This window comes from Massilia sp. Masssp94, from assembly GCF_059491305.1.
Map to the genome: position 1 here is coordinate 5,009,754 of NZ_CP168501.1, position 19,586 is coordinate 5,029,339.

General features: G+C 63.1%; 21 protein-coding genes and 1 tRNA gene. All 22 read left to right on the top strand.

All coding sequences use genetic code 11. The annotated features are described in order from the left end of the window. The first annotated feature begins 33 nt into the window (after nt 1–33). The 22 genes from tpiA (at nt 34) to ispF (ending at nt 19,569) form a co-directional block, all read left to right on the top strand. On the top strand, nt 34–792 hold the full coding sequence (gene tpiA, locus ACEN9G_RS22220) for a triose-phosphate isomerase (protein ID WP_413337360.1): 759 nt from the start codon (nt 34–36) through the stop codon (nt 790–792). A gap of 171 nt (nt 793–963) precedes the next feature. Continuing rightward, complete coding sequence (secG, locus tag ACEN9G_RS22225) at nt 964–1,404, top strand: preprotein translocase subunit SecG (protein WP_413337359.1); 441 nt, start codon at nt 964–966, stop codon at nt 1,402–1,404. A gap of 209 nt (nt 1,405–1,613) precedes the next feature. After that, nucleotides 1,614–1,698, top strand: a tRNA-Leu gene (locus ACEN9G_RS22230). A gap of 297 nt (nt 1,699–1,995) precedes the next feature. Beyond that, nucleotides 1,996–2,355, top strand: coding sequence for an NADH-quinone oxidoreductase subunit A (locus ACEN9G_RS22235; RefSeq protein WP_056137041.1), 360 nt, complete (start codon nt 1,996–1,998; stop codon nt 2,353–2,355). Between the two features lie 3 nt (nt 2,356–2,358). Further along, complete coding sequence (locus ACEN9G_RS22240) at nt 2,359–2,835, top strand: NuoB/complex I 20 kDa subunit family protein (RefSeq protein WP_036230641.1); 477 nt, start codon at nt 2,359–2,361, stop codon at nt 2,833–2,835. 18 nt (nt 2,836–2,853) lie between these two features. Next, on the top strand, nt 2,854–3,447 hold the full coding sequence (locus ACEN9G_RS22245) for an NADH-quinone oxidoreductase subunit C (RefSeq protein WP_259447698.1): 594 nt from the start codon (nt 2,854–2,856) through the stop codon (nt 3,445–3,447). Beyond that, nucleotides 3,447–4,700 (top strand): NADH-quinone oxidoreductase subunit D, encoded by a 1,254-nt coding sequence (locus ACEN9G_RS22250; protein ID WP_413337358.1) that lies wholly within the window; start codon nt 3,447–3,449, stop codon nt 4,698–4,700. Before ACEN9G_RS22245 ends, ACEN9G_RS22250 begins: the two co-directional genes overlap by 1 nt. Before the next feature lie 17 nt (nt 4,701–4,717). Continuing rightward, a complete protein-coding gene (nuoE, locus tag ACEN9G_RS22255) occupies nt 4,718–5,194 on the top strand; it encodes an NADH-quinone oxidoreductase subunit NuoE (protein WP_036230634.1) in 477 nt (158 codons plus the stop codon). Further along, nucleotides 5,191–6,486, top strand: a complete 1,296-nt coding sequence (gene nuoF, locus ACEN9G_RS22260; RefSeq protein WP_259447695.1) for an NADH-quinone oxidoreductase subunit NuoF — start codon at nt 5,191–5,193, stop codon at nt 6,484–6,486. Before nuoE ends, nuoF begins: the two co-directional genes overlap by 4 nt. A 21-nt stretch (nt 6,487–6,507) precedes the next feature. Next, nucleotides 6,508–8,838 carry an NADH-quinone oxidoreductase subunit NuoG gene (gene nuoG, locus ACEN9G_RS22265; protein WP_413337357.1) on the top strand — a complete coding sequence of 777 codons (2,331 nt, stop codon included), beginning with the start codon at nt 6,508–6,510 and terminating at the stop codon, nt 8,836–8,838. Between the two features lie 21 nt (nt 8,839–8,859). After that, nucleotides 8,860–9,942 carry an NADH-quinone oxidoreductase subunit NuoH gene (gene nuoH, locus ACEN9G_RS22270; RefSeq protein WP_413337356.1) on the top strand — a complete coding sequence of 361 codons (1,083 nt, stop codon included), beginning with the start codon at nt 8,860–8,862 and terminating at the stop codon, nt 9,940–9,942. Nucleotides 9,943–9,955: 13 nt separating this feature from the next. Continuing rightward, nucleotides 9,956–10,444: an NADH-quinone oxidoreductase subunit NuoI gene (gene nuoI, locus ACEN9G_RS22275; RefSeq protein WP_029757430.1), complete on the top strand. Its 489-nt coding sequence runs from the start codon at nt 9,956–9,958 to the stop codon at nt 10,442–10,444. Nucleotides 10,445–10,470: 26 nt separating this feature from the next. Continuing rightward, complete coding sequence (locus tag ACEN9G_RS22280; RefSeq protein ID WP_413337355.1) at nt 10,471–11,136, top strand: NADH-quinone oxidoreductase subunit J; 666 nt, start codon at nt 10,471–10,473, stop codon at nt 11,134–11,136. Then, nucleotides 11,133–11,441: an NADH-quinone oxidoreductase subunit NuoK gene (gene nuoK, locus ACEN9G_RS22285; RefSeq protein ID WP_029757428.1), complete on the top strand. Its 309-nt coding sequence runs from the start codon at nt 11,133–11,135 to the stop codon at nt 11,439–11,441. The genes ACEN9G_RS22280 and nuoK overlap by 4 nt, the downstream gene beginning before the upstream one ends. A gap of 45 nt (nt 11,442–11,486) precedes the next feature. Beyond that, entirely contained in the window at nt 11,487–13,598 is a 2,112-nt protein-coding gene (gene nuoL / locus ACEN9G_RS22290) for an NADH-quinone oxidoreductase subunit L (protein WP_413337354.1), read from the top strand. 16 nt (nt 13,599–13,614) lie between these two features. Then, nucleotides 13,615–15,138, top strand: a complete 1,524-nt coding sequence (locus ACEN9G_RS22295) for an NADH-quinone oxidoreductase subunit M (protein ID WP_413337353.1) — start codon at nt 13,615–13,617, stop codon at nt 15,136–15,138. Nucleotides 15,139–15,158: 20 nt separating this feature from the next. Next, nucleotides 15,159–16,685, top strand: a complete 1,527-nt coding sequence (gene nuoN / locus ACEN9G_RS22300) for an NADH-quinone oxidoreductase subunit NuoN (RefSeq protein WP_413337352.1) — start codon at nt 15,159–15,161, stop codon at nt 16,683–16,685. Nucleotides 16,686–16,692: 7 nt separating this feature from the next. Next, nucleotides 16,693–17,013 carry a DUF2818 family protein gene (locus ACEN9G_RS22305; RefSeq protein ID WP_413337351.1) on the top strand — a complete coding sequence of 107 codons (321 nt, stop codon included), beginning with the start codon at nt 16,693–16,695 and terminating at the stop codon, nt 17,011–17,013. Between the two features lie 52 nt (nt 17,014–17,065). Then, nucleotides 17,066–17,623 (top strand): NUDIX domain-containing protein, encoded by a 558-nt coding sequence (locus ACEN9G_RS22310; protein WP_413337350.1) that lies wholly within the window; start codon nt 17,066–17,068, stop codon nt 17,621–17,623. A gap of 10 nt (nt 17,624–17,633) precedes the next feature. Beyond that, nucleotides 17,634–18,326, top strand: coding sequence for a hypothetical protein (locus ACEN9G_RS22315; RefSeq protein ID WP_413337365.1), 693 nt, complete (start codon nt 17,634–17,636; stop codon nt 18,324–18,326). Nucleotides 18,327–18,336: 10 nt separating this feature from the next. Continuing rightward, complete coding sequence (ispD, locus tag ACEN9G_RS22320) at nt 18,337–19,041, top strand: 2-C-methyl-D-erythritol 4-phosphate cytidylyltransferase (RefSeq protein ID WP_413337349.1); 705 nt, start codon at nt 18,337–18,339, stop codon at nt 19,039–19,041. A 15-nt stretch (nt 19,042–19,056) separates the two neighbouring features. Then, a complete protein-coding gene (gene ispF / locus ACEN9G_RS22325) occupies nt 19,057–19,569 on the top strand; it encodes a 2-C-methyl-D-erythritol 2,4-cyclodiphosphate synthase (RefSeq protein ID WP_413337348.1) in 513 nt (170 codons plus the stop codon). The last annotated feature ends 17 nt before the right edge of the window (nt 19,570–19,586 follow it).

Consider the following 19,586-nt stretch of genomic DNA (forward strand, 5'->3'; position numbering starts at 1 on the left):
TACAATAACGGGTTATTTGACCGTGAGGTTGTAATGCGTGCCAAGCTCATCGTAGGCAACTGGAAGATGAATGGCAGCCGCGCGGCCAATGAAGCTTTGCTGAAGGGGATCGTCGCCGGCCTCGACAATGCGCGCCGCGGTTCGTCCGCCTTGTGCGCGGTTTGCGTGCCCACGCCGTATCTGCAGCAGTGCGAAGACGTGCTGACCGGTACGCCGGTCGCCTGGGGTGCGCAGGACGTGTCGATGCACGCGTCCGGCGCGTACACTGGCGAAGTGTGCGCGAAGATGCTGACCGAGTTCGGTTGCCGCTACGTGATCGTCGGCCATTCCGAGCGCCGCGCCTACCACCGCGAAGACAGCGCGCTGGTGGCAAAAAAGGCGCAGGCGGTACTGGCCGAAGGGATGACCCCGATCGTGTGCGTCGGCGAAACGCTGGAGCAGCGCGAGGCGGGCGAGACGGCGCAGGTAGTCGCCGCCCAGCTCGACGCGGTGCTGGAAGCGCTCGACGCGGCATCGGTGGCGAAGATCGTCGTGGCCTATGAGCCCGTGTGGGCCATCGGCACTGGCAGGAACGCGACGCCGGCGATGGCGCAGGAAGTGCATGCGCAATTGCGCGCGCAACTGAAGGCGCGCAACGCGGAAGCGGCGGAAGTCGTACCGATTCTGTATGGCGGCAGCATGAAGCCGGAGAATGCGAAGGAACTGCTGGCCCAGCCGGATATCGATGGCGGGCTGATCGGAGGCGCGGCCTTGAGGGCGGAAGATTTTCTTGCCATCATACACGCCGCCTGAATGATGCTTGGGTTGGTATTCCAGTCCGGGCGATGAAACACCGTCATTCCCGCGCAGGCGGGAATCCATGCTGAGCCAATGTGGTCGGCTCAGTATGGGGCCCCGCTTTCGCGGGGACGACGTAGAGCAAAGTTTTTTGCAAACGTAGTCAACCTTGGAATGGAATAAACAATGAACGTGTTGTTCAATCTGATCGTCGTCGTACAGGTCATCTCCGCACTGGCCATCATCGGTCTCGTGCTCGTCCAGCACGGCAAGGGCGCGGACATGGGCGCCGCCTTCGGTTCCGGCGCGTCCGGCAGCCTGTTCGGCGCCAGCGGTTCGTCGAACTTCCTGTCGAAATCGACGGCCGTCGCCGCCGCGATCTTCTTCGCGTCGACGCTGGGTCTCGCGTACTTCGGCACCAACCGTCCGCACGCGAGTGTCGGCGGCGGCGTGATGGAACGCGTGACGGTCCCGGCCGCCAAGGTTCCCGCCGGCGCAGGCGATGCCGTCCCGACGACCGCACCGGCTCCGGCACCTGCTGCGCCTGCACCGTCGGCCACGCAGGACGTGCCGGCGCCTGCGCCGGCAGCCGCACCGGCTGCTCCGGCACCCGCGCCTGCCAAGTAATTTTGCGGCGCGGCCACTTCCTGCAAGCGCGAGCAGGGTGGTGTAACATTCTGCGGGCTTCGGTCCGCCAGCGCCGGCGACCGGACTCTCGACTCGGTCCGCCGTAAACACAAGTTTTATAAAGTTGAGAAAAAGAGTATTTTTTCTTGGTTTAGCGCAATTTGAGCATTGAAAAATGCTGCTAAGTCAGAGTAGAATACTGGTCTCCAGCCGACGTGGTGAAATTGGTAGACACGCTATCTTGAGGGGGTAGTGGCGCAAGCTGTGCGAGTTCGAGTCTCGCCGTCGGCACCAAGATACAAGAAGCCAGCTAGGGCGCATGAGCTTCCGCTCGTTAGCACTAGCTGGCTTTTTTACGAGGATCTGTCGGAGGCTTTGAAGAACCGTCCCCTGCGGCGGCGCTTCTGGCCCGAGAAGCCCGGTCGTACGAACGTGCGGCGAGCCTCGAAGGTCGGGATCGGCAACGCGGAACAGGTGATTGAGAGTCTCCAGTCGTACGATCCTGGTGTAGGCCAATAGCCAGGATTGCGCGATGCGGTACTGCAGCCCCTGCAGTGTTTTTTCAACCGATCGTTCAACTAAGGCTTCATCGTGAACCTCGAGAACTACTTCCCCGTCTTACTCTTCATCGTGATCGGCACCGTCGTCGGCGTCGCATCGCAGGTGCTGGGCCGTGTCGTCGGTCCGCATCGCCCCGACCCCGCCAAGCTCTCTCCGTATGAATGCGGCTTCGAAGCCTTCGAAGACGCGCGCATGAAGTTCGACGTCCGGTACTACCTGGTCGCGATCCTGTTTATTTTGTTTGATCTGGAAACGGCATTCTTCTTCCCTTGGGGCGTTTCGATGCGCGACCTGGGCCTGCCTGGATTCCTGACGATGATGGTGTTCATCGTCGAATTCATCGTCGGCTTCTGGTACATCTGGAAGAAAGGTGCCCTTGATTGGGAATAAGCCATGGCTATTGAAGGCGTTTTAAACGAAGGTTTTGTCACTACCACAGCCGACAAACTGATCAACTGGGCGCGTACCGGGTCGATGTGGCCCATGACGTTCGGCCTGGCATGCTGTGCGGTCGAGATGATGCACGCGGGTGCCGCGCGCTATGACCTCGACCGTTTCGGCGTTGTGTTCCGCCCGTCGCCGCGCCAGTCCGACGTGATGATCGTGGCCGGTACCCTGTGCAACAAGATGGCACCTGCGCTGCGCAAGGTGTACGACCAGATGGCCGAGCCGCGCTGGGTCATCTCGATGGGTTCGTGCGCCAACGGCGGCGGCTACTACCACTACTCGTACTCCGTCGTGCGCGGCTGCGACCGCATCGTGCCGGTCGACGTCTACGTCCCGGGCTGCCCGCCGACCGCCGAGGCCCTGTTGTACGGCATCATCCAGCTCCAGAATAAGATCCAGCGCACCAATACCATCGCGCGATAATCCAAGCCGGTTTCAACCATGACGACAAAAATCGAAGCCCTCGAACTCGCCCTGAAGAATGCTCTGGGCGAGGGCGCTGCCATTACCGTGGCGCTGGGCGAAGTAACGGTAGTGGTGAAGGCCAGTGACTACCTGGCCTCCATGCAAAAGCTGCGCGACGATCCCGCGCTGCGTTTCCAGGAACTCGTCGACCTGTGCGGCGTCGACTACTCGTCCTACGGCGAAGGCACGTGGGACGGTTTGCGTTTCGCCGTCGTGTCGCACCTGCTGTCGATCGAGCACAACTGGCGTGTGCGCGTCCGCGTGTTCTGCCCGGACGACGACATGCCGCTGGTCGACTCCGTCACGAGCGTCTGGCGCAACGCCAACTGGTTCGAGCGTGAAGCGTTCGACCTGTTCGGCATCCTGTTCGAGGGCCACGGTGACCTGCGCCGCATCCTCACCGACTACGGCTTCATCGGCCACCCGTTCCGCAAGGACTTCCCGATCTCGGGCTATGTCGAGATGCGTTACGACCCCGAGCAGAAACGCGTGATCTACCAACCCGTGACGATCGAGCCGCGCGAAAACATTCCGCGCGTGATCCGCGAAGAAACCTACGGGATGAAATAATGGCTGAGCTTAAGAATTACACCCTGAACTTTGGTCCGCAGCACCCGGCAGCGCACGGCGTGCTGCGTCTCGTGCTGGAACTGGACGGCGAGGTCATCCAGCGTGCCGACCCCCACATCGGCCTGCTGCACCGCGGCACCGAGAAGCTGGCCGAGACCCGCACCTACCTGCAGTCCGTGCCGTACATGGACCGCCTCGACTACGTCTCGATGATGTGCAACGAGCACGGCTACGTGCTGGCCATCGAGAAGCTGCTGGGCATCGAAGTGCCGATCCGTGCGCAGTACATCCGCACGATGTTCGACGAGATCACCCGTATCCTGAACCACCTGATGTGGCTGGGCGCGCACGCGCTCGACATCGGTGCGATGGGCCCGTTCCTGTACGCGTTCCGCGACCGCGAAGACCTGTTCGACGTGTACGAAGCCGTGTCGGGCGCGCGCATGCACGCGGCCTACTACCGCCCGGGCGGCGTGTACCGCGACCTGCCGGACGTGATGCCGCGCCACCGCGAATCGCCGCTGCGCAGCAAGAAGGCCATCGACGAACTGAACGAGACCCGCCAGGGCTCCGTACTGGACTTCATCGACTCGTTCACGAAGCGCTTCGACGGCTATGTCGACGAATACGAGACCCTGCTGACCGACAACCGTATCTGGAAACAGCGTACCGTCGGCATCGGCGTCGTGACGCCGGAAGACGCGATGGGCATGGGCTTCTCGGGCCCGATGCTGCGCGGCTCGGGCATCGCCTGGGACCTGCGCAAGGTGCAGCCATACGCCGCGTACGACAAGGTCGAATTCGACGTCCCGGTCGGCACCAACGGCGACTCGTACGACCGTTACCTCGTGCGCATCGAGGAACTGCGCCAGTCGAACCGCATCATCAAGCAATGCATCGCCTGGCTGCGCGCCAACCCGGGCCCGGTCATGACGAACAACCACAAGGTCGCCCCGCCATCGCGCGTGGACATGAAGACCAACATGGAATCGCTGATCCACCACTTCAAGCTGTTCACCGAAGGCTTCCACGTCCCGCCGGGCGAAGCCTACGCGGCCATCGAACATCCGAAGGGCGAGTTCGGCATTTATATCGTCTCGGACGGCGCCAACAAGCCGTACCGCCTGAAGATCCGCACCCCGGACTATGTCCACCTGCAATCGCTCGATGAAATGGCGCGCGGTCACATGATCGCCGACGCCGTCACCATCATCGGTACGCAGGACATCGTGTTCGGCTCGATCGACCGATAAGAAGGGTAGAAAAGATTATGTTATCTGAGCAGTGCTTGAAAAAAATCGACCGCGAGTTGGCCAAGTATCCGGCCGACCAGCGCCAGTCGGCCGTGATGGCCGCGCTGGCCCACGCGCAGGTCGAAAAGGGCTGGCTGTCGCCGGAAACGATGCAGGAAGTGGCCGACTACATCGGCATGCCCGCCATCGCCGTCCAGGAAGTGGCCACCTTCTACAACATGTACAACATCAAGCCGGTCGGCAAGCACAAGATCACCGTGTGCACCAACCTGCCGTGCGCGTTGTCGGGCGGCGAGCGTGCCGCCCAGCGCATCAAGGATGCCCTGGGCATCAATTTCCGCGACACGACCGAAGACGGCCAGTTCACCCTGCTGGAAGGCGAGTGCATGGGCGCCTGCGGCGATGCGCCGGTCATGCTGGTGAATAACCACCGCATGTGCTCGTTCATGTCGGACGAGAAGATCGACGCCCTGCTGGAGGAACTGAACAAATGACCAGCCTGCACGACCGCCACATCAATCCGCTGATCCTGAAGGATCTGAACGGCGACAACTGGCACCTGGAAGACTACGTCAAGCGCGGCGGCTATTCCGCGCTGCGCCGCATCCTGGAAGAGAAGATCACGCCCGAGGCGATCATCGCCGACCTGAAGACGTCCGGCCTGCGCGGCCGCGGCGGCGCGGGCTTCCCGACCGGCCTGAAGTGGAGCTTCATGCCGCGCCAGTTCCCGGGCCAGAAATACCTCGTCTGCAACACCGACGAAGGCGAACCGGGCACGTTCAAGGACCGCGACATCATCCGCTACAACCCGCACGCGCTGATCGAAGGCATGGCCATCGGTGCGTACGCGATGGGCATCACCGTGGGCTACAACTACATCCACGGCGAGATCTTCCAGGAATACCTGCGCTTCGAAGAGGCGCTGGAAGAGGCGCGCGCCGCCGGCTTCCTGGGCGACAAGATCATGGGTTCGGAGTTCTCGTTCCAGCTGCACGCGCACCACGGCTACGGCGCCTACATCTGCGGCGAAGAAACCGCGCTGCTGGAATCGCTGGAAGGCAAGAAGGGCCAGCCGCGCTTCAAGCCGCCGTTCCCGGCCTCGTTCGGCCTGTACGGCAAGCCGACCACGATCAACAACACGGAAACGTTCGCAGCCGTCCCGTTCATCCTGAACATGGGCGCCGCCGAGTACATGGGGCTGGGCAAGCCGAACAACGGCGGCACGAAGATCTTCTCGATCTCCGGCGACGTCGAGCGTCCGGGCAACTACGAAGTCCCGCTGGGCACGCCGTTCGCCAAGCTGATGGAGCTGGCCGGCGGCATGCGTGGTGGCAAGAAGATCAAGGCCGTCATTCCGGGCGGTTCGTCGGCACCGGTCGTGCGCGGCGACGTCATGATGCAGACCGACCTGGACTACGACTCGATCGCCAAGGCCGGTTCGATGCTGGGTTCGGGTGCGGTGATCGTCATGGACGAGACCCGCTGCATGGTCAAGTCGCTGCTGCGCCTGTCCTACTTCTACTACGAGGAATCGTGCGGCCAGTGCACGCCGTGCCGTGAAGGTACGGGCTGGATGTACCGCATGGTCCACCGCATCGAACATGGCCAGGGTCGTCCGGAAGACATGGACATGCTGAACTCGATCGCCGACAACATCCAGGGCCGCACCATTTGCGCACTGGGCGATGCCGCCGCGATGCCGGTTCGCGCCATGATCAAGAACTTCCGCGAAGAATTTGAATATCACGTCGAGCACAAGCACTGCCTGGTGCCGACTTACCTCTAAACCAGGTCAGGTAACGATCAAATGGTTGAAATCGAATTAGACGGCAAGAAAGTCGAAGTCCCACCGGGTTCGATGGTGATGGACGCCGCAAACAAACTGGGAAGCTACATCCCGCACTTCTGCTACCACAAGAAGCTGTCCATCGCGGCGAACTGCCGCATGTGCCTCGTGGAAGTGGAAAAAGCGCCGAAGCCGCTGCCTGCCTGCGCCACCCCGGTGTCCCCGGGCATGATCGTGCGCACGCACAGCGACAAGGCCGTGCAGGCGCAGAAATCCGTCATGGAATTCCTGCTGATTAACCACCCGCTGGATTGCCCGATCTGCGACCAGGGCGGCGAATGCCAGCTGCAGGATCTCGCGGTCGGCTACGGCAAGGGCGAATCGCGCTACCAGGAAGAAAAACGCGTCGTGGCGCCGAAGGAAGCCGGCCCGCTGATCTCGATGGAAGAGATGAGCCGCTGCATCCAGTGCACCCGCTGCGTGCGCTTCGGCCAGGAAGTGGCCGGCGTGATGGAGTTCGGCATGCTGGGCCGCGGCGAGCACTCGGAAATCACGACGTTCGTGGGCAAGTCGGTCGACTCGGAAGTGTCGGGCAACATGATCGACCTGTGCCCGGTCGGCGCGCTGACCAGCAAGCCGTTCCGTTATTCCGCACGTCCGTGGGAACTGCAGCGCCGCCGTTCGGTGTCGCCGCACGATTCGCTGGGCTCGAACCTGATCGTCCAGGTCAAGGGCGGTAAAGTGATGCGCGTGCTGCCGCTGGAAAACGAGAACATCAACGAGTGCTGGATCTCCGACAAGGACCGCTTCTCGTACGAAGCCCTCGACAACGCGTCGCGCCTCACGCAGCCGATGATCAAGCAGGACGGCAAGTGGATCGAGACCGACTGGCAGACGGCGCTGGAATACGTCGCCCACGGCCTGCGCAACATCCGCCACGAGCACGGCGCCGATAGCATCGCCGCCATCGGCACCGCGCACTCGACGGTCGAAGAGCTGTTCCTGCTGCAGAAAGCCATGCGTGGCTTCGGCATCGAGAACGTCGACTTCCGCCTGCGCCAGACCGACTTCGCGCTGGACGGTAAAGTCGTCCCGCACCTGGGCATGCCGATCGCCGAACTGTCGACGCTGTCGCGCGTGCTGGTCGTCGGCTCGTTCCTGCGCAAAGACCACCCGCTGGCCGCGACGCGCCTGCGCGCCGCCGTCAAGTCGGGCGCCAAGCTGGCTATCGTCCACGGCTCGGCCGACGACAACCTGATCCCGACCGCGAACCGCATCGTCGCCGCACCGAGCGACTGGCTGGCCGCGCTGACGGAAATCGCCGTCGCCGTCGCTGCAGCAAAAGGCATCGCCGCGCCGGCGGGTTTCGAGGGCGTGACCGCCGGCGACGCCGCCAAGGCTGTCGCTGCGACGCTGGTCGTCGAGAACGCTGCCGACCTGCCGGGCGCTGTCCTGCTGGGCAATGCCGCGATGTACCACCCGCAGGCATCGAAGCTGCACGCCGTTGCCGAGTGGATCGCCGCCGAGACGGGCGCCAAGTTCGGTTACTTCGTCGACGCCGCCAACACGGTCGGCGGTTACCTGGTCAACGCCACGTCGAAGAACGCCGCGAACCTGTTCGCGCAGCCGAAGAAAGCCTACGTGCTGCTGAACGCGGAACCGGAACTGGATGCCGCCAACCCGGCGCAAGCCCTCAAGGCGCTGAAGGGCGCCGAGATGGTCGTCGCGATGTCCGCGTTCAAGCACGGCACCGAGTACGCCGACGTGCTGCTGCCGATCTCGCCGTTCAGCGAGACCGCCGGTACGTTCGTCAACTGCGAAGGCCGCGCACAGAGCTTCAACGGCACCGTCAAGCCGCTGGGCGAAACCCGTCCGGCCTGGAAAGTGCTGCGCGTGCTGGGCAACCTGCTGGGCCTGCAAGGCTTCGATTACGAGAACTCGGAATCGATCCGCGACGAAGCGCTCGGTAAGGGCAACACGGACCTGTCCGCGAAGCTGAACAACGTCGCCAGGATCGCCCCGACGGGCGCCTTCTTCGGCAATGGCGAGCAGCTCGAGCGCCTGGCCGACGTGCCGATCCACTTCGCCGACGCCGTCGCGCGCCGTTCCGAACCGCTGCTGCGCACGGCCGACGGCCAGGCGCCGCTGGCCACCATCTCGGCGGCACTGGCTGAAAAGCTGGGCGTGAACGCCGGCGACCAGGTCACGGTATCGCAAGGGCAGGGCAGTGTCGTGCTGACGGCCAATATCGACGCGCGCCTGCCGGCGAACGTCGTGCGTGTCGCGGCCGCCCACGAATCGACTTCGGTACTGGGCGACATGTTCGGTCCGATCAACGTAGCTAAAGCATAAAAGCAGGGGAGCCCAAGCAAAATGTCGGTACCTGACATGATCAACAACCTGAACAGCAGCGGCGCGAGCCTGCTCGGCACGACGGCGTGGCCGCTCGTGTGGACGCTGCTGAAAATCGTCGTCGTCCTGCTGCCGCTGATGGGCCTCGTGGCCTATCTCGTGCTGTGGGAGCGCAAGCTGATCGGCTGGATCCACATCCGTATCGGCCCGAACCGCGTCGGCCCCGCCGGCCTGCTGCAGCCGATCTCGGACGCCCTGAAGCTGCTGCTGAAGGAAATCGTGATCCCGGCGAAAGCCACGACGAGCCTGTTCGTCATCGGCCCGCTGATGACCATCATGCCGGCGCTGGCCGCATGGTCGGTCATCCCGTTCGGCCCGCAAGCGGCCCTCGCCAACGTGAATGCCGGCCTGCTGCTGCTGCTGGCCATCACGTCGATGGAGGTGTACGGCATCATCATCGCCGGCTGGTCCGCGAACTCGAAGTACTCGTTCATGGGCGCGATGCGCGCATCGGCGCAGATGATCTCGTACGAAATCCCGATGGGCTTCGTGATGGTCGTCGTGCTGATGGTGTCGGGCTCGCTGAACTTCTCGGACATCGTCGCCAGCCAGGAGCGCGGCATGTTCGCCGCCCACGGCGCGAACTTCCTGTCGTGGAACTGGCTGCCGTTGCTGCCGCTGTTCATCATCTACATCACGTCCGGCCTGGCCGAGTGCAACCGCCACCCGTTCGACGTGGTGGAAGGCGAATCGGAAATCGTGGCCGGCCACATGGTCGAATACTCGGGCATGTCGTACGCGATGTTCATGCTGGCCGAATACGCCAACATGATCCTCGTCGGCACGCTGGCATCGATCATGTTCCTGGGCGGCTGGTCCGCACCGTTCTCGTTCCTGGAATTCGGCGCCATCGGCGGTTTCTTCTGGCTGTTCGCGAAGATGTTCCTGATCGTCTCGCTGTTCATCTGGGTCCGCGGCACGTTCCCGCGCTACCGCTATGACCAGATCATGCGTCTCGGCTGGAAAGTGTTCATTCCGCTGACCCTGATCTGGCTGGTGCTGGTGGCTGGCTGGATGCAGACGCCGTGGAACATCTGGAAGTAAGGAAGCACACAAAATGACACGAGTTAAAGAGATCCTCGGCAGCCTGATGCTGTCCGAGCTGATTAAAGGTCTGGCCCTGACCGGCAAGTACGCGTTCTCGCGCAAGATCACGGTTCAGTACCCGGAAGAAAAGACCCCCATCTCGCCGCGCTTCCGCGGCCTGCATGCGCTGCGCCGCTACCCCAACGGGGAAGAGCGCTGCATCGCGTGCAAGCTGTGCGAAGCCGTGTGCCCGGCGATGGCCATCACGATCGAATCGGCGCAGCGCGAAGACGGCACCCGCCGCACGACGCGCTACGACATCGACCTGACCAAGTGCATCTTCTGCGGTTTCTGCGAAGAGTCCTGCCCGGTCGATTCGATCGTCGAGACGCAAGTGCTGGAATACCACGGCGAAAAACGCGGCGACCTGTACTACACCAAGGAAATGCTGCTGGCCGTGGGCGATCGCTACGAGAACGACATCGCCGCCGCACGCGAAGCCGATGCCAAGTATCGATAAATAACAAGAGGGCTCCTGCGTAAGTCATGGATTTCACAACTGTTCTGTTCTACGTGTTCTCGGCCGTGATGGTGCTGGCCGGGTTGCGCGTCATTACCGCCAAGAACCCGGTCCACGCCGCGCTGTTCCTGGTGCTCGCGTTCTTCAACGCTGCCGGTATCTGGATGCTGCTCAAGGCCGAGTTCCTGGCCATCGTGCTGGTACTGGTCTACGTCGGCGCCGTCATGGTGCTGTTCCTGTTCGTCGTGATGATGCTCGACATTAACATCGACCGCATGCGCGAAGGCTTCTGGGGCTACCTCCCGGTGGCGTCGGGCGTCGGCGCGCTGATCGTGCTGGAAATGGCCGCCGTGCTGTGGCGCGGCTTCCTGGGCCAGGGCGATGCGCCGGCCGAGTCGGCCGTGGGCCACATCGGCGGCACGCATGAACTGGGCCGCCTGATCTACACCCAGTACATCTACGGTTTCGAGATCGCCGGCCTGATCCTGCTGGTCGCCATCATCGCCGCCGTGGCGCTGACCCTGCGCAAGCGCAAGGACACCAAAGCCATCGACCCGGGCCTCGCCGTCCGCGTCAAGCGTAACGACCGTCTGAAGATCGTCAAGATGCAGACGGTGAACCAGAAAGCGATCGACGACGCGGCTGTTGCCGCCGCTGCGGCCGCTGCTGCTGCCAACAAGGAGGCGCAATGACCCTGTCGCTCGCTCACTACCTGATCCTGGGCGCGATCCTGTTCGCGATCTCCGTGATCGGCATTTTCCTGAACCGGAAGAACATCATCATCCTGCTGATGGCCATCGAACTGATGCTGCTGGCGGTGAACCTGAACTTTGTGGCGTTCTCGCATTATCTGGGCGACGCGGCAGGGCAGATCTTCGTGTTCTTCATCCTGACTGTCGCGGCCGCCGAATCGGCGATCGGCCTGGCGATCCTGGTGGTCCTGTTCCGTAACCTGGACACGATCAACGTGGAAGACCTCGACAGCCTGAAGGGCTAAGCGGTTTGTCTGTCAACCTCCTGATAAATACACAAAAGGTTCAACATGGCGGGGCAAATTATTAACCCTAATCTCTTGCTGGCGGTGCCACTGGCGCCGCTCGCGGGCTCGGCGATCGCCGGCCTGCTCGGCACCAAGTTCTTCGGCAACGTGGTCGGCCGCGTGGTGTCGCACTCCGCGACCATCCTGGGCGTGTTCATCGCCATGGTCATCTCGATCATGACGCTGAACCAGGTCATCGACGGCGCCACATTCAACGGCGACCTCTACACCTGGATGACGATCGGCACCATGAAGATGTCGGTCGGCTTCAAGATCGACGCGCTGTCCGCGATGATGATGTGCGTCGTCACGTCCGTGTCGCTGATGGTCCACATCTACACGATCGGCTACATGGCGGAAGACGACGGCTACAACCGCTTCTTCTCGTACATCTCGCTGTTCACGTTCTCGATGCTGATGCTGGTCATGTCCAACAACTTCCTGCAGCTGTTCTTCGGCTGGGAAGCGGTGGGCCTGGTCTCGTACCTGCTGATCGGCTTCTGGTACACGCGTCCGACCGCGATCTTCGCGAACATGAAGGCGTTCCTCGTGAACCGCGTCGGCGACTTCGGCTTCATCCTCGGCATCGGCCTGCTGCTGGCCGCCACCGGCACGATGAACTACGACGAGACGTTCCTCAAGGCGAACGCGCTGTCGGCCATGTTCGTGCCGGGCACGACCTGGCCGCTGCTGACGGCTGCCTGCATCTGCCTGTTCATCGGCGCGATGGGCAAGTCGGCGCAGTTCCCGCTGCACGTCTGGCTGCCGGACTCGATGGAAGGCCCGACCCCGATCTCGGCACTGATCCACGCCGCGACGATGGTTACCGCCGGCATCTTCATGGTGACCCGCATGTCGCCGCTGTTCGAGCTGTCGGATACGGCACTGTCGTTCATCGTCGTCATCGGCTCGATCACCGCGCTGTTCATGGGCTTCCTGGGCATCATCCAGAACGACATCAAGCGCGTCGTCGCGTACTCCACGCTGTCGCAGCTGGGCTACATGACGGTCGCGCTGGGCGTGTCGGCCTATAACGTCGCCGTGTTCCACCTGATGACCCACGCGTTCTTCAAGGCGCTGCTGTTCCTTGGTGCCGGTTCCGTCATCATCGGCATGCACCACGACCAGGACATGCGCAACATGGGCGGCCTGCGCAAGTACATGCCGATCACCTGGATCACGTCGCTGCTGGGTTCGCTGGCACTGATCGGTACGCCGTTCTTCGCCGGTTTCTATTCGAAGGATTCGATCATCGAAGCGGTGCATGCGTCGCACCTGTGGGGTTCGGGCTTCGCGTACTTCGCCGTCATCGCCGGCGTGTTCGTGACCGCGTTCTACTCGTTCCGCATGTATTTCCTGGTCTTCCACGGCGAGGAGCGTTTCGGCAAGGCGCATGACCACGGCCACGCCCACCACGACGACCACGCACATAACGGCGAAGGCAAGGACCCGACCGCACTGCACGAGGCCACTGCCCATCATGAAGAGGACGAGGACGACCACGGCCACCACGGCCTGGCTCCGGGCCAGAAGCCGCACGAGTCGCCGCTGGTCGTGACGCTGCCGCTGATCCTGCTGGCGATCCCGTCCGTCATCATCGGCTTCTTCGCGATCGGCCCGATGCTGTTCGGCGACTTCTTCAAGAACGTCATCTATATCAACGCCGAGCGTCACCCGGCGATGGAAGAACTGGCGCACGAGTTCCACGGCGCCGCCGCGATGGGCGTGCATGCGTTCACGTCGCTGCCGTTCATGCTGGCCCTGGCCGGCGTCGTCGCCGCTTACTACTGCTACATGATCAATCCGCGCGTGCCGGCGGCCTTCTACAAGGCGCTGCGTCCGATCCACACGCTGCTGGACAACAAGTACTACATGGACAAGTTCAACGAAGTCGTGTTCGCCGGCGGCGCACGCCTGCTGGGCAAGGGCCTGTGGCAGGTGGGCGACCGCGCGCTGATCGACGGGCTCGTCGTCAACGGTTCCGCGAAGCTCGTGGGCTGGTTCTCGACCATCGTCCGTACGTTCCAGACTGGTTACATCTACCACTATGCGTTCGTGATGATCCTGGGCGTGCTGGGTACGCTGCTGTACTTCTTCCCGTTCTGGCACGCTTAAAAGAGAGAAAAACAAGATGCAGTCTATTTCGACCTTTCCTCCTTACCTGAGCCTGTCCGTCTGGCTGCCGATCCTGTGCGGCGTCATCGTGCTGGCCGTCGGTCGCGACAGCCGCGCGGGCTTTACCCGCCTGCTGGCGCTGGCCGGTTCGATCATCAGCTTTTTGCCGACGATCCCGCTGTTCACGCAATTCAGCAACACGGCCCACGGCCCGCAGTTCGTGGAAAAAGCCGCCTGGATCTCGCGCTTCAACATCCAGTACTACCTGGGTATCGACGGCCTGAGCCTCTGGTTCGTGCCGCTGACCGCCTTCATCACGATCATCGTGGTGATCTCGGCCTGGGAAGTGATCCAGGAACGCGTGGCCCAGTACATGGGTTCGTTCCTGCTGCTGTCGGGCCTGATGATCGGCGTGTTCGTCGCGCTGGACGGCCTGCTGTTCTACTTCTTCTTCGAAGCCACGCTGATCCCGATGTTCATCATCATCGGTGTGTTCGGCGGCCCGAACCGCGTGTATGCGTCGTTCAAGTTCTTCCTGTACACGTTCATGGGCTCGCTGCTGACGCTGATCGCGATCATCTACCTGTACAACAAATCGAACGGCAGCTTCGACATCCTGGCATGGCACAACCTGCCGCTGACGATGAAGGAACAAGTCCTGATCTTCGTCGCGTTCCTGATGGCGTTCGCCGTCAAGGTGCCGATGTGGCCGGTGCACACCTGGCTGCCGGACGCCCACGTGGAAGCGCCGACCGGCGGTTCCGTCGTGCTGGCCGCGATCATGCTGAAGCTGGGCGGCTACGGTTTCCTCCGTTTCTCGCTGCCGATCGCGCCTGACGCGTCGCACTACCTGGCCCCGCTGATCATCGTGCTGTCCCTGATCGCCGTGATCTACATCGGCCTGGTCGCGATGGTGCAGGTCGACATGAAGAAACTGGTCGCGTACTCGTCGATCGCCCACATGGGCTTCGTCACGCTCGGCTTCTTCATCTTCAACGAGATCGGCGTGCAGGGCGGTATCGTGCAGATGATCTCGCACGGCTTCGTGTCGGGCGCCATGTTCCTGTGCATCGGCGTGCTGTACGACCGCCTGCACTCGCGCCAGATCGCCGACTACGGCGGCGTCGTCAACGTGATGCCGAAGTTCGCCGCGTTCTCCGTGCTGTTCGCGATGGCCAACTGCGGCCTGCCGGCGACGTCGGGCTTCGTGGGCGAGTTCATGGTCATCCTGGGCGCCGTCAAGTTCAACTTCTGGACCGGCCTGCTGGCCGCCACCGCCCTGATCCTGGGCGCGGCGTACTCGCTGTGGATGGTCAAGCGCGTCGTGTTCGGCAAGATCGGCAACAAGCACGTGGCCGAACTGACCGACCTGAACGGCCGCGAGTTCTTCATGCTGGGCGTGCTCGCAATCCTGACCATCTACATGGGCCTGTATCCGGCGCCGTTCACCGACGCGCTGCAAGTGTCGGTCGCGGACCTGCTGCAGCACGTGTCGGTCAGCAAGCTGCCCCAGGCAGTGGCTGCTGTCGCCGCGCACTGAGATAGAGGCACAACAACGATATGAATCCGATGATTAACACCCAAGCCGTGCTGGCCGCCAACAACCTGGGGCCGGTCTCTGCAGAAATCTTCCTGGTCATCGCGTCCTGCGCCATCCTTCTGATCGACATGTTTCAGAAGGAAGGCAAGCGCACGCCGACCTACGCACTGTCGCTGCTCACCCTGGTGGGCTGCGCGGTGATCACCTACGCCGACTTCAAGGCCGGCACGACGACCTACACGTTCTACAACATGTTCGTGTCGGACCCGATGGCGAACCTGCTCAAGCTGTTCACCTACCTGGCCGTGGGCGTGACCCTCGTCTACTCGCGCCAGTACACCGCCGACCGCGGCATGATGTCGGGCAACATGGGTGGCGAGTTCTACGTGCTCGCGCTGTTTACGCTGCTGGGCCAGATGATCATGATCTCTGGTAACAACATGCTGCCGATCTACCTGGGCCTGGAACTGATGTCGCTGTCGCTGTACGCGCTGGTGGCGATGCGCCGCGACCATGCGATCTCGACCGAAGCCTCGATGAAGTACTTCATCCTGGGTTCGCTGGCCTCGGGCTTCATGCTCTACGGTATCTCGATGATCTACGGCGCCACCGGTTCGCTGGACATCACGACGATCGCCAAGCTGGTGTCGAGCAACGCCGCCAACCACACGATCCTCGTGTTCGGCCTCGTGTTCGTCGTGGCCGGCATGGCCTTCAAGCTGGGCGCCGTCCCGTTCCACATGTGGGTCCCGGACGTCTACCAGGGCTCGCCGACCGCCGTCACGCTGCTGCTGGGCGCCGCACCCAAGCTGGCATCGTTCGCGATGATGATCCGCATCCTGGTCGAAGGCCTGCTGCCGCTGGCGATCGACTGGCAGCAGATGCTGCTGGCGCTGGCCGTGCTGTCGCTGCTGGTCGGTAACCTGACCGCGATCGCGCAGACCAACCTGAAGCGCATGCTGGCCTACTCGACCATCGCGCAGCTGGGCTTCGTCCTGCTGGGCATGATGGCCGGCGTCGTCGGCACCCGCGATGCCACGAACGCCGCGAACATCGCCAACGCCTACAGCGCCTCGATGTACTACACGATCACCTACGTGCTGACCACGCTGGGCACCTTCGGCATCATCATGATGCTGGCGCGCTCGGGCCACGAGGCGGAAGAACTGGCCGACTTCAAGGGCCTGGCCAAGCGCAGCCCGTGGTACGCGCTCGTCATGACCGCCCTGATGTTCTCGCTGGCCGGCGTGCCGCCGATGATGGGCTTCATGGCCAAGTGGGCCGTGCTGGACGTCGTCGTCGGTTCGGGCCAGCTGTGGCTCGCGATCATCGCCGTGGCCGCGTCGCTGGTGGGTGCGTTCTACTACCTGCGCGTCGTGAAAGTCATGTGGTTCGACGAGGTGGCCGATGCGTCGCCGATCTCGACCCCGCTGGACATGCGCGTCGTGCTGTCGCTGAACGGCATCCTCGTCGTGATCCTGGGCATCCTGCCGGGCCCGCTGCTGGCGGCCTGCCTGTCGGCGATGTCCCTCACGCTGAAGTCGTAAGGCCACGGTGGACGCCTCCCTGGCCAGCTGGTTGGTGATCGCGGTCGCACTCGCGTTCGCCAACCTGCCGTTCCTCAACGAGAGCGTGCTCGGCTTCATTCCCGTGAAGCCGGCACTCAACAAGGCGCACGCGAAATACTTCGTCGTGCGCCTGCTCGAGCTGGTTGTTCTATACTTCGTCGTCGGCGCGCTGGCCCACGCCCTCGAATCCCGCATCGGTACCGCGTTCCCCCAGACCTGGGAGTTCTATGCGATCACCGCCTGCCTGTTCGTCGTGCTGGCCTTCCCAGGTTTCGTTTTAAGATATCTGCGCAAGCGCCGCGGCTGAGCACCAGCGTCCATGGCGCCGGTGCAAGAGTAACGATGTACCGGAGCCTTCCATGGACGACCACCTCAAAGAAATCAAAGTCGATGGCGCGATCGCCTACGACGGCAACTTCCTCAAAGTCTCGCGCGACCGCGTGAAACTCCCCGACGGCAAGATCACGCAACGCGAATACATCCGCCATCCCGGCGCCGTCGTGATCCTCGCGCTGTTCGACGACGGCCGCGTGCTGCTCGAACGCCAGTTCCGCTATCCGAACGACCAGGTCTTCATCGAATTCCCGGCCGGGAAGATCGACCCGGGCGAAGAGTCGCTCGCGTGCGCCAAGCGCGAGCTGGAAGAAGAGACGGGCTACACGGCCACCGACTGGCATTTCGTCTGCACGATCCACAACGCGATCGCGTATTCGGACGAGCACCTCGACCTGTTCCTCGCGCGCGGCCTGACGGCGGGCGACGCGAAGCTGGACGACGGTGAATTCCTCGAAACCTTCACGGCGACCATTCCCGAGATGCTGGAGATGGTGCAACGGGGCGACATCACGGACGTGAAAACCGTGATCGGCACGTTCTGGCTGGAGAAGATCGCCGCCGGCACCTGGACGCCGGCTTAGTTTGAAGCCTGTGCGCCCGGCCGCGCTCGGCTTGCTGCTGCTCGCCTGGGGCGGCTTCGCCTCCGCGCGCACGCCGTTCGAGGCGAGCTGCGAAGCCGCGGCCCGGGATGCCGGCGCGACGTTCTCCACGCGCGAGAGCGGCTGGCGCGTCGACAACACGGTGTCCTACCGCGACCTGACGCGCATGAAACGGCCCGGCGTACGCAACGGCTACGTCCTGGGCCTCACGCGCACGGAGTCGCGCGTCGCGATCCAGGTCGACGGCACCCTGCTCACGGCGCCGGACGGCGCGGCCGAATGCGTGATGCCGCGTATCGCGGTGACCTTGTACTACCAGCCCATCGTCGTGTACGTCAGCCGTGAATTCGAACCGGACTCGTGTACGTATGACGAGATACTTGCGCACGAAATGCGCCATCTCAAGTCTTACCTGGACTATCTGCCGAAAGTGGAAGAGCGGGTGCGCGCACGCCTCGGCGGCCGTTTTGCCGGCAAACCGTTGTACGCGCGGGCCGGCGAGTCGCGGACGCTGCTCCAGCGCGAAATCGACCGCAACTGGATGCCGTACATTAAGGCCGAGATGGGACGTGTCGAACGATTGCAGGCCGCGATCGACAGTCCCGCGGAGTACGCGCGTCTGAGCAAAGTTTGCCAAGGTGAGGTACAGTCTCTTATTGGATCGACAAGACGTTCCCGATCGTAGATTGAACAACATGACTCAAGCACCACGTTACTTCGCCCTCATTCCCGCCGCCGGCGTCGGCGCCCGGATGGGGGCCACGAGCCCCAAGCAGTACCTGAAAATCGGCGGCAAGCCCATGCTCAGGCACACGCTCGACGCATTCCTGTCCAGCGAGCTCATCGCACACACGTTCGTCGTCGTGAGCCCGGACGACCCCTGTATCGACGCCGTCGCGCCCAACCACGGCGTGACGGTCCTGCGCTGCGGCGGCGCCAGCCGCATGGAATCCGTACGCAACGGCCTGGCCGTGCTCGCCAACACCCTGTCGCCCGCCGACTGGGTGCTCGTGCACGACGCCGCGCGTCCCGGCCTGACTGCCGAACTGATCGAAAAACTGATTACGGGCACGGGCGACCACCCGGCCGGCGGCCTGCTGGCGCTGCCGGTCGTCGACACGGTCAAGCGCTGCATCGACGGCGAAGCGGCCGGCACCGTGCCCCGCAACGGCTTGTGGCTCGCGCAGACCCCGCAGATGTTCCGCTACGAATTGCTGCGCGAAGCGCTGGCGGCGGCTAAAGATCCGGATTCGATTACCGATGATGCTAGTGCGGTTGAAGCCCTCGGTTTGAGCCCCAAGTTGGTGGAAGGGCATCCCCGCAATCTCAAAGTGACATTGCCGGACGATATCCGGATCGCCGAGATGTACCTGGCAGTGTCCCAACCTGAATTCGTATAGCGTGTAAAGAACATCATGGCTCTCGCATCGTACAACCCGACCCCGCCGTTCCGCATCGGTACCGGCTATGACTGCCACGCCCTCGTCGAAGGGCGCAAACTGATTGTCGGCGGCGTCACCATCCCGCACCGGCTGGGCCTGCTCGGCCACTCGGACGCCGACGTGCTGCTGCATGCCATCATCGACGCCATGCTGGGCGCCGCCGGCCTCGGCGACATCGGCAAGCATTTCCCGGACACCGACCCGATGTTCGCCGGCGCCGACTCGCGCGTGCTGCTGCGCGAAGCGGCCAACCGCGTGCTGGGCACCGGCTACACCATCGGCAACGTGGACGCGACCATCATCGCGCAGCAGCCGAAGATGGCGCCGCACATCCCGCAGATGGTGTCGCGCATCGCCGAGGACATCGGCGCGTCGCCGCAGCAGGTGAACATCAAGGCCAAGACCAATGAAAAACTCGGTTTCCTCGGCCGCGAAGAAGGCATGGCGGCGCAGGCTACCGTGCTGCTGATCCGCGCCACCACGTGACGTCGGGTGGGCACGGG

Bases quoted from the DNA above. Each gene is read 5' to 3' on its own strand.
- nuoG (WP_413337357.1), top strand. From the start codon at position 6,508: ATGGTTGAAATCGAATTAGACGGCAAGAAAGTCGAAGTCCCACCGGGT.
- secG (WP_413337359.1), top strand. From the start codon at position 964: ATGAACGTGTTGTTCAATCTGATCGTCGTCGTACAGGTCATCTCCGCA.
- nuoF (WP_259447695.1), top strand. From the start codon at position 5,191: ATGACCAGCCTGCACGACCGCCACATCAATCCGCTGATCCTGAAGGAT.
- ACEN9G_RS22245 (WP_259447698.1), top strand. From the start codon at position 2,854: ATGACGACAAAAATCGAAGCCCTCGAACTCGCCCTGAAGAATGCTCTG.
- ACEN9G_RS22310 (WP_413337350.1), top strand. From the start codon at position 17,066: ATGGACGACCACCTCAAAGAAATCAAAGTCGATGGCGCGATCGCCTAC.
- tpiA (WP_413337360.1), top strand. From the start codon at position 34: ATGCGTGCCAAGCTCATCGTAGGCAACTGGAAGATGAATGGCAGCCGC.
- nuoL (WP_413337354.1), top strand. From the start codon at position 11,487: ATGGCGGGGCAAATTATTAACCCTAATCTCTTGCTGGCGGTGCCACTG.
- ispD (WP_413337349.1), top strand. From the start codon at position 18,337: ATGACTCAAGCACCACGTTACTTCGCCCTCATTCCCGCCGCCGGCGTC.
- nuoE (WP_036230634.1), top strand. From the start codon at position 4,718: ATGTTATCTGAGCAGTGCTTGAAAAAAATCGACCGCGAGTTGGCCAAG.
- ACEN9G_RS22295 (WP_413337353.1), top strand. From the start codon at position 13,615: ATGCAGTCTATTTCGACCTTTCCTCCTTACCTGAGCCTGTCCGTCTGG.
- ispF (WP_413337348.1), top strand. From the start codon at position 19,057: ATGGCTCTCGCATCGTACAACCCGACCCCGCCGTTCCGCATCGGTACC.
- ACEN9G_RS22250 (WP_413337358.1), top strand. From the start codon at position 3,447: ATGGCTGAGCTTAAGAATTACACCCTGAACTTTGGTCCGCAGCACCCG.
- nuoN (WP_413337352.1), top strand. From the start codon at position 15,159: ATGAATCCGATGATTAACACCCAAGCCGTGCTGGCCGCCAACAACCTG.
- nuoI (WP_029757430.1), top strand. From the start codon at position 9,956: ATGACACGAGTTAAAGAGATCCTCGGCAGCCTGATGCTGTCCGAGCTG.
- nuoH (WP_413337356.1), top strand. From the start codon at position 8,860: ATGTCGGTACCTGACATGATCAACAACCTGAACAGCAGCGGCGCGAGC.
- nuoK (WP_029757428.1), top strand. From the start codon at position 11,133: ATGACCCTGTCGCTCGCTCACTACCTGATCCTGGGCGCGATCCTGTTC.
- ACEN9G_RS22280 (WP_413337355.1), top strand. From the start codon at position 10,471: ATGGATTTCACAACTGTTCTGTTCTACGTGTTCTCGGCCGTGATGGTG.
- ACEN9G_RS22240 (WP_036230641.1), top strand. From the start codon at position 2,359: ATGGCTATTGAAGGCGTTTTAAACGAAGGTTTTGTCACTACCACAGCC.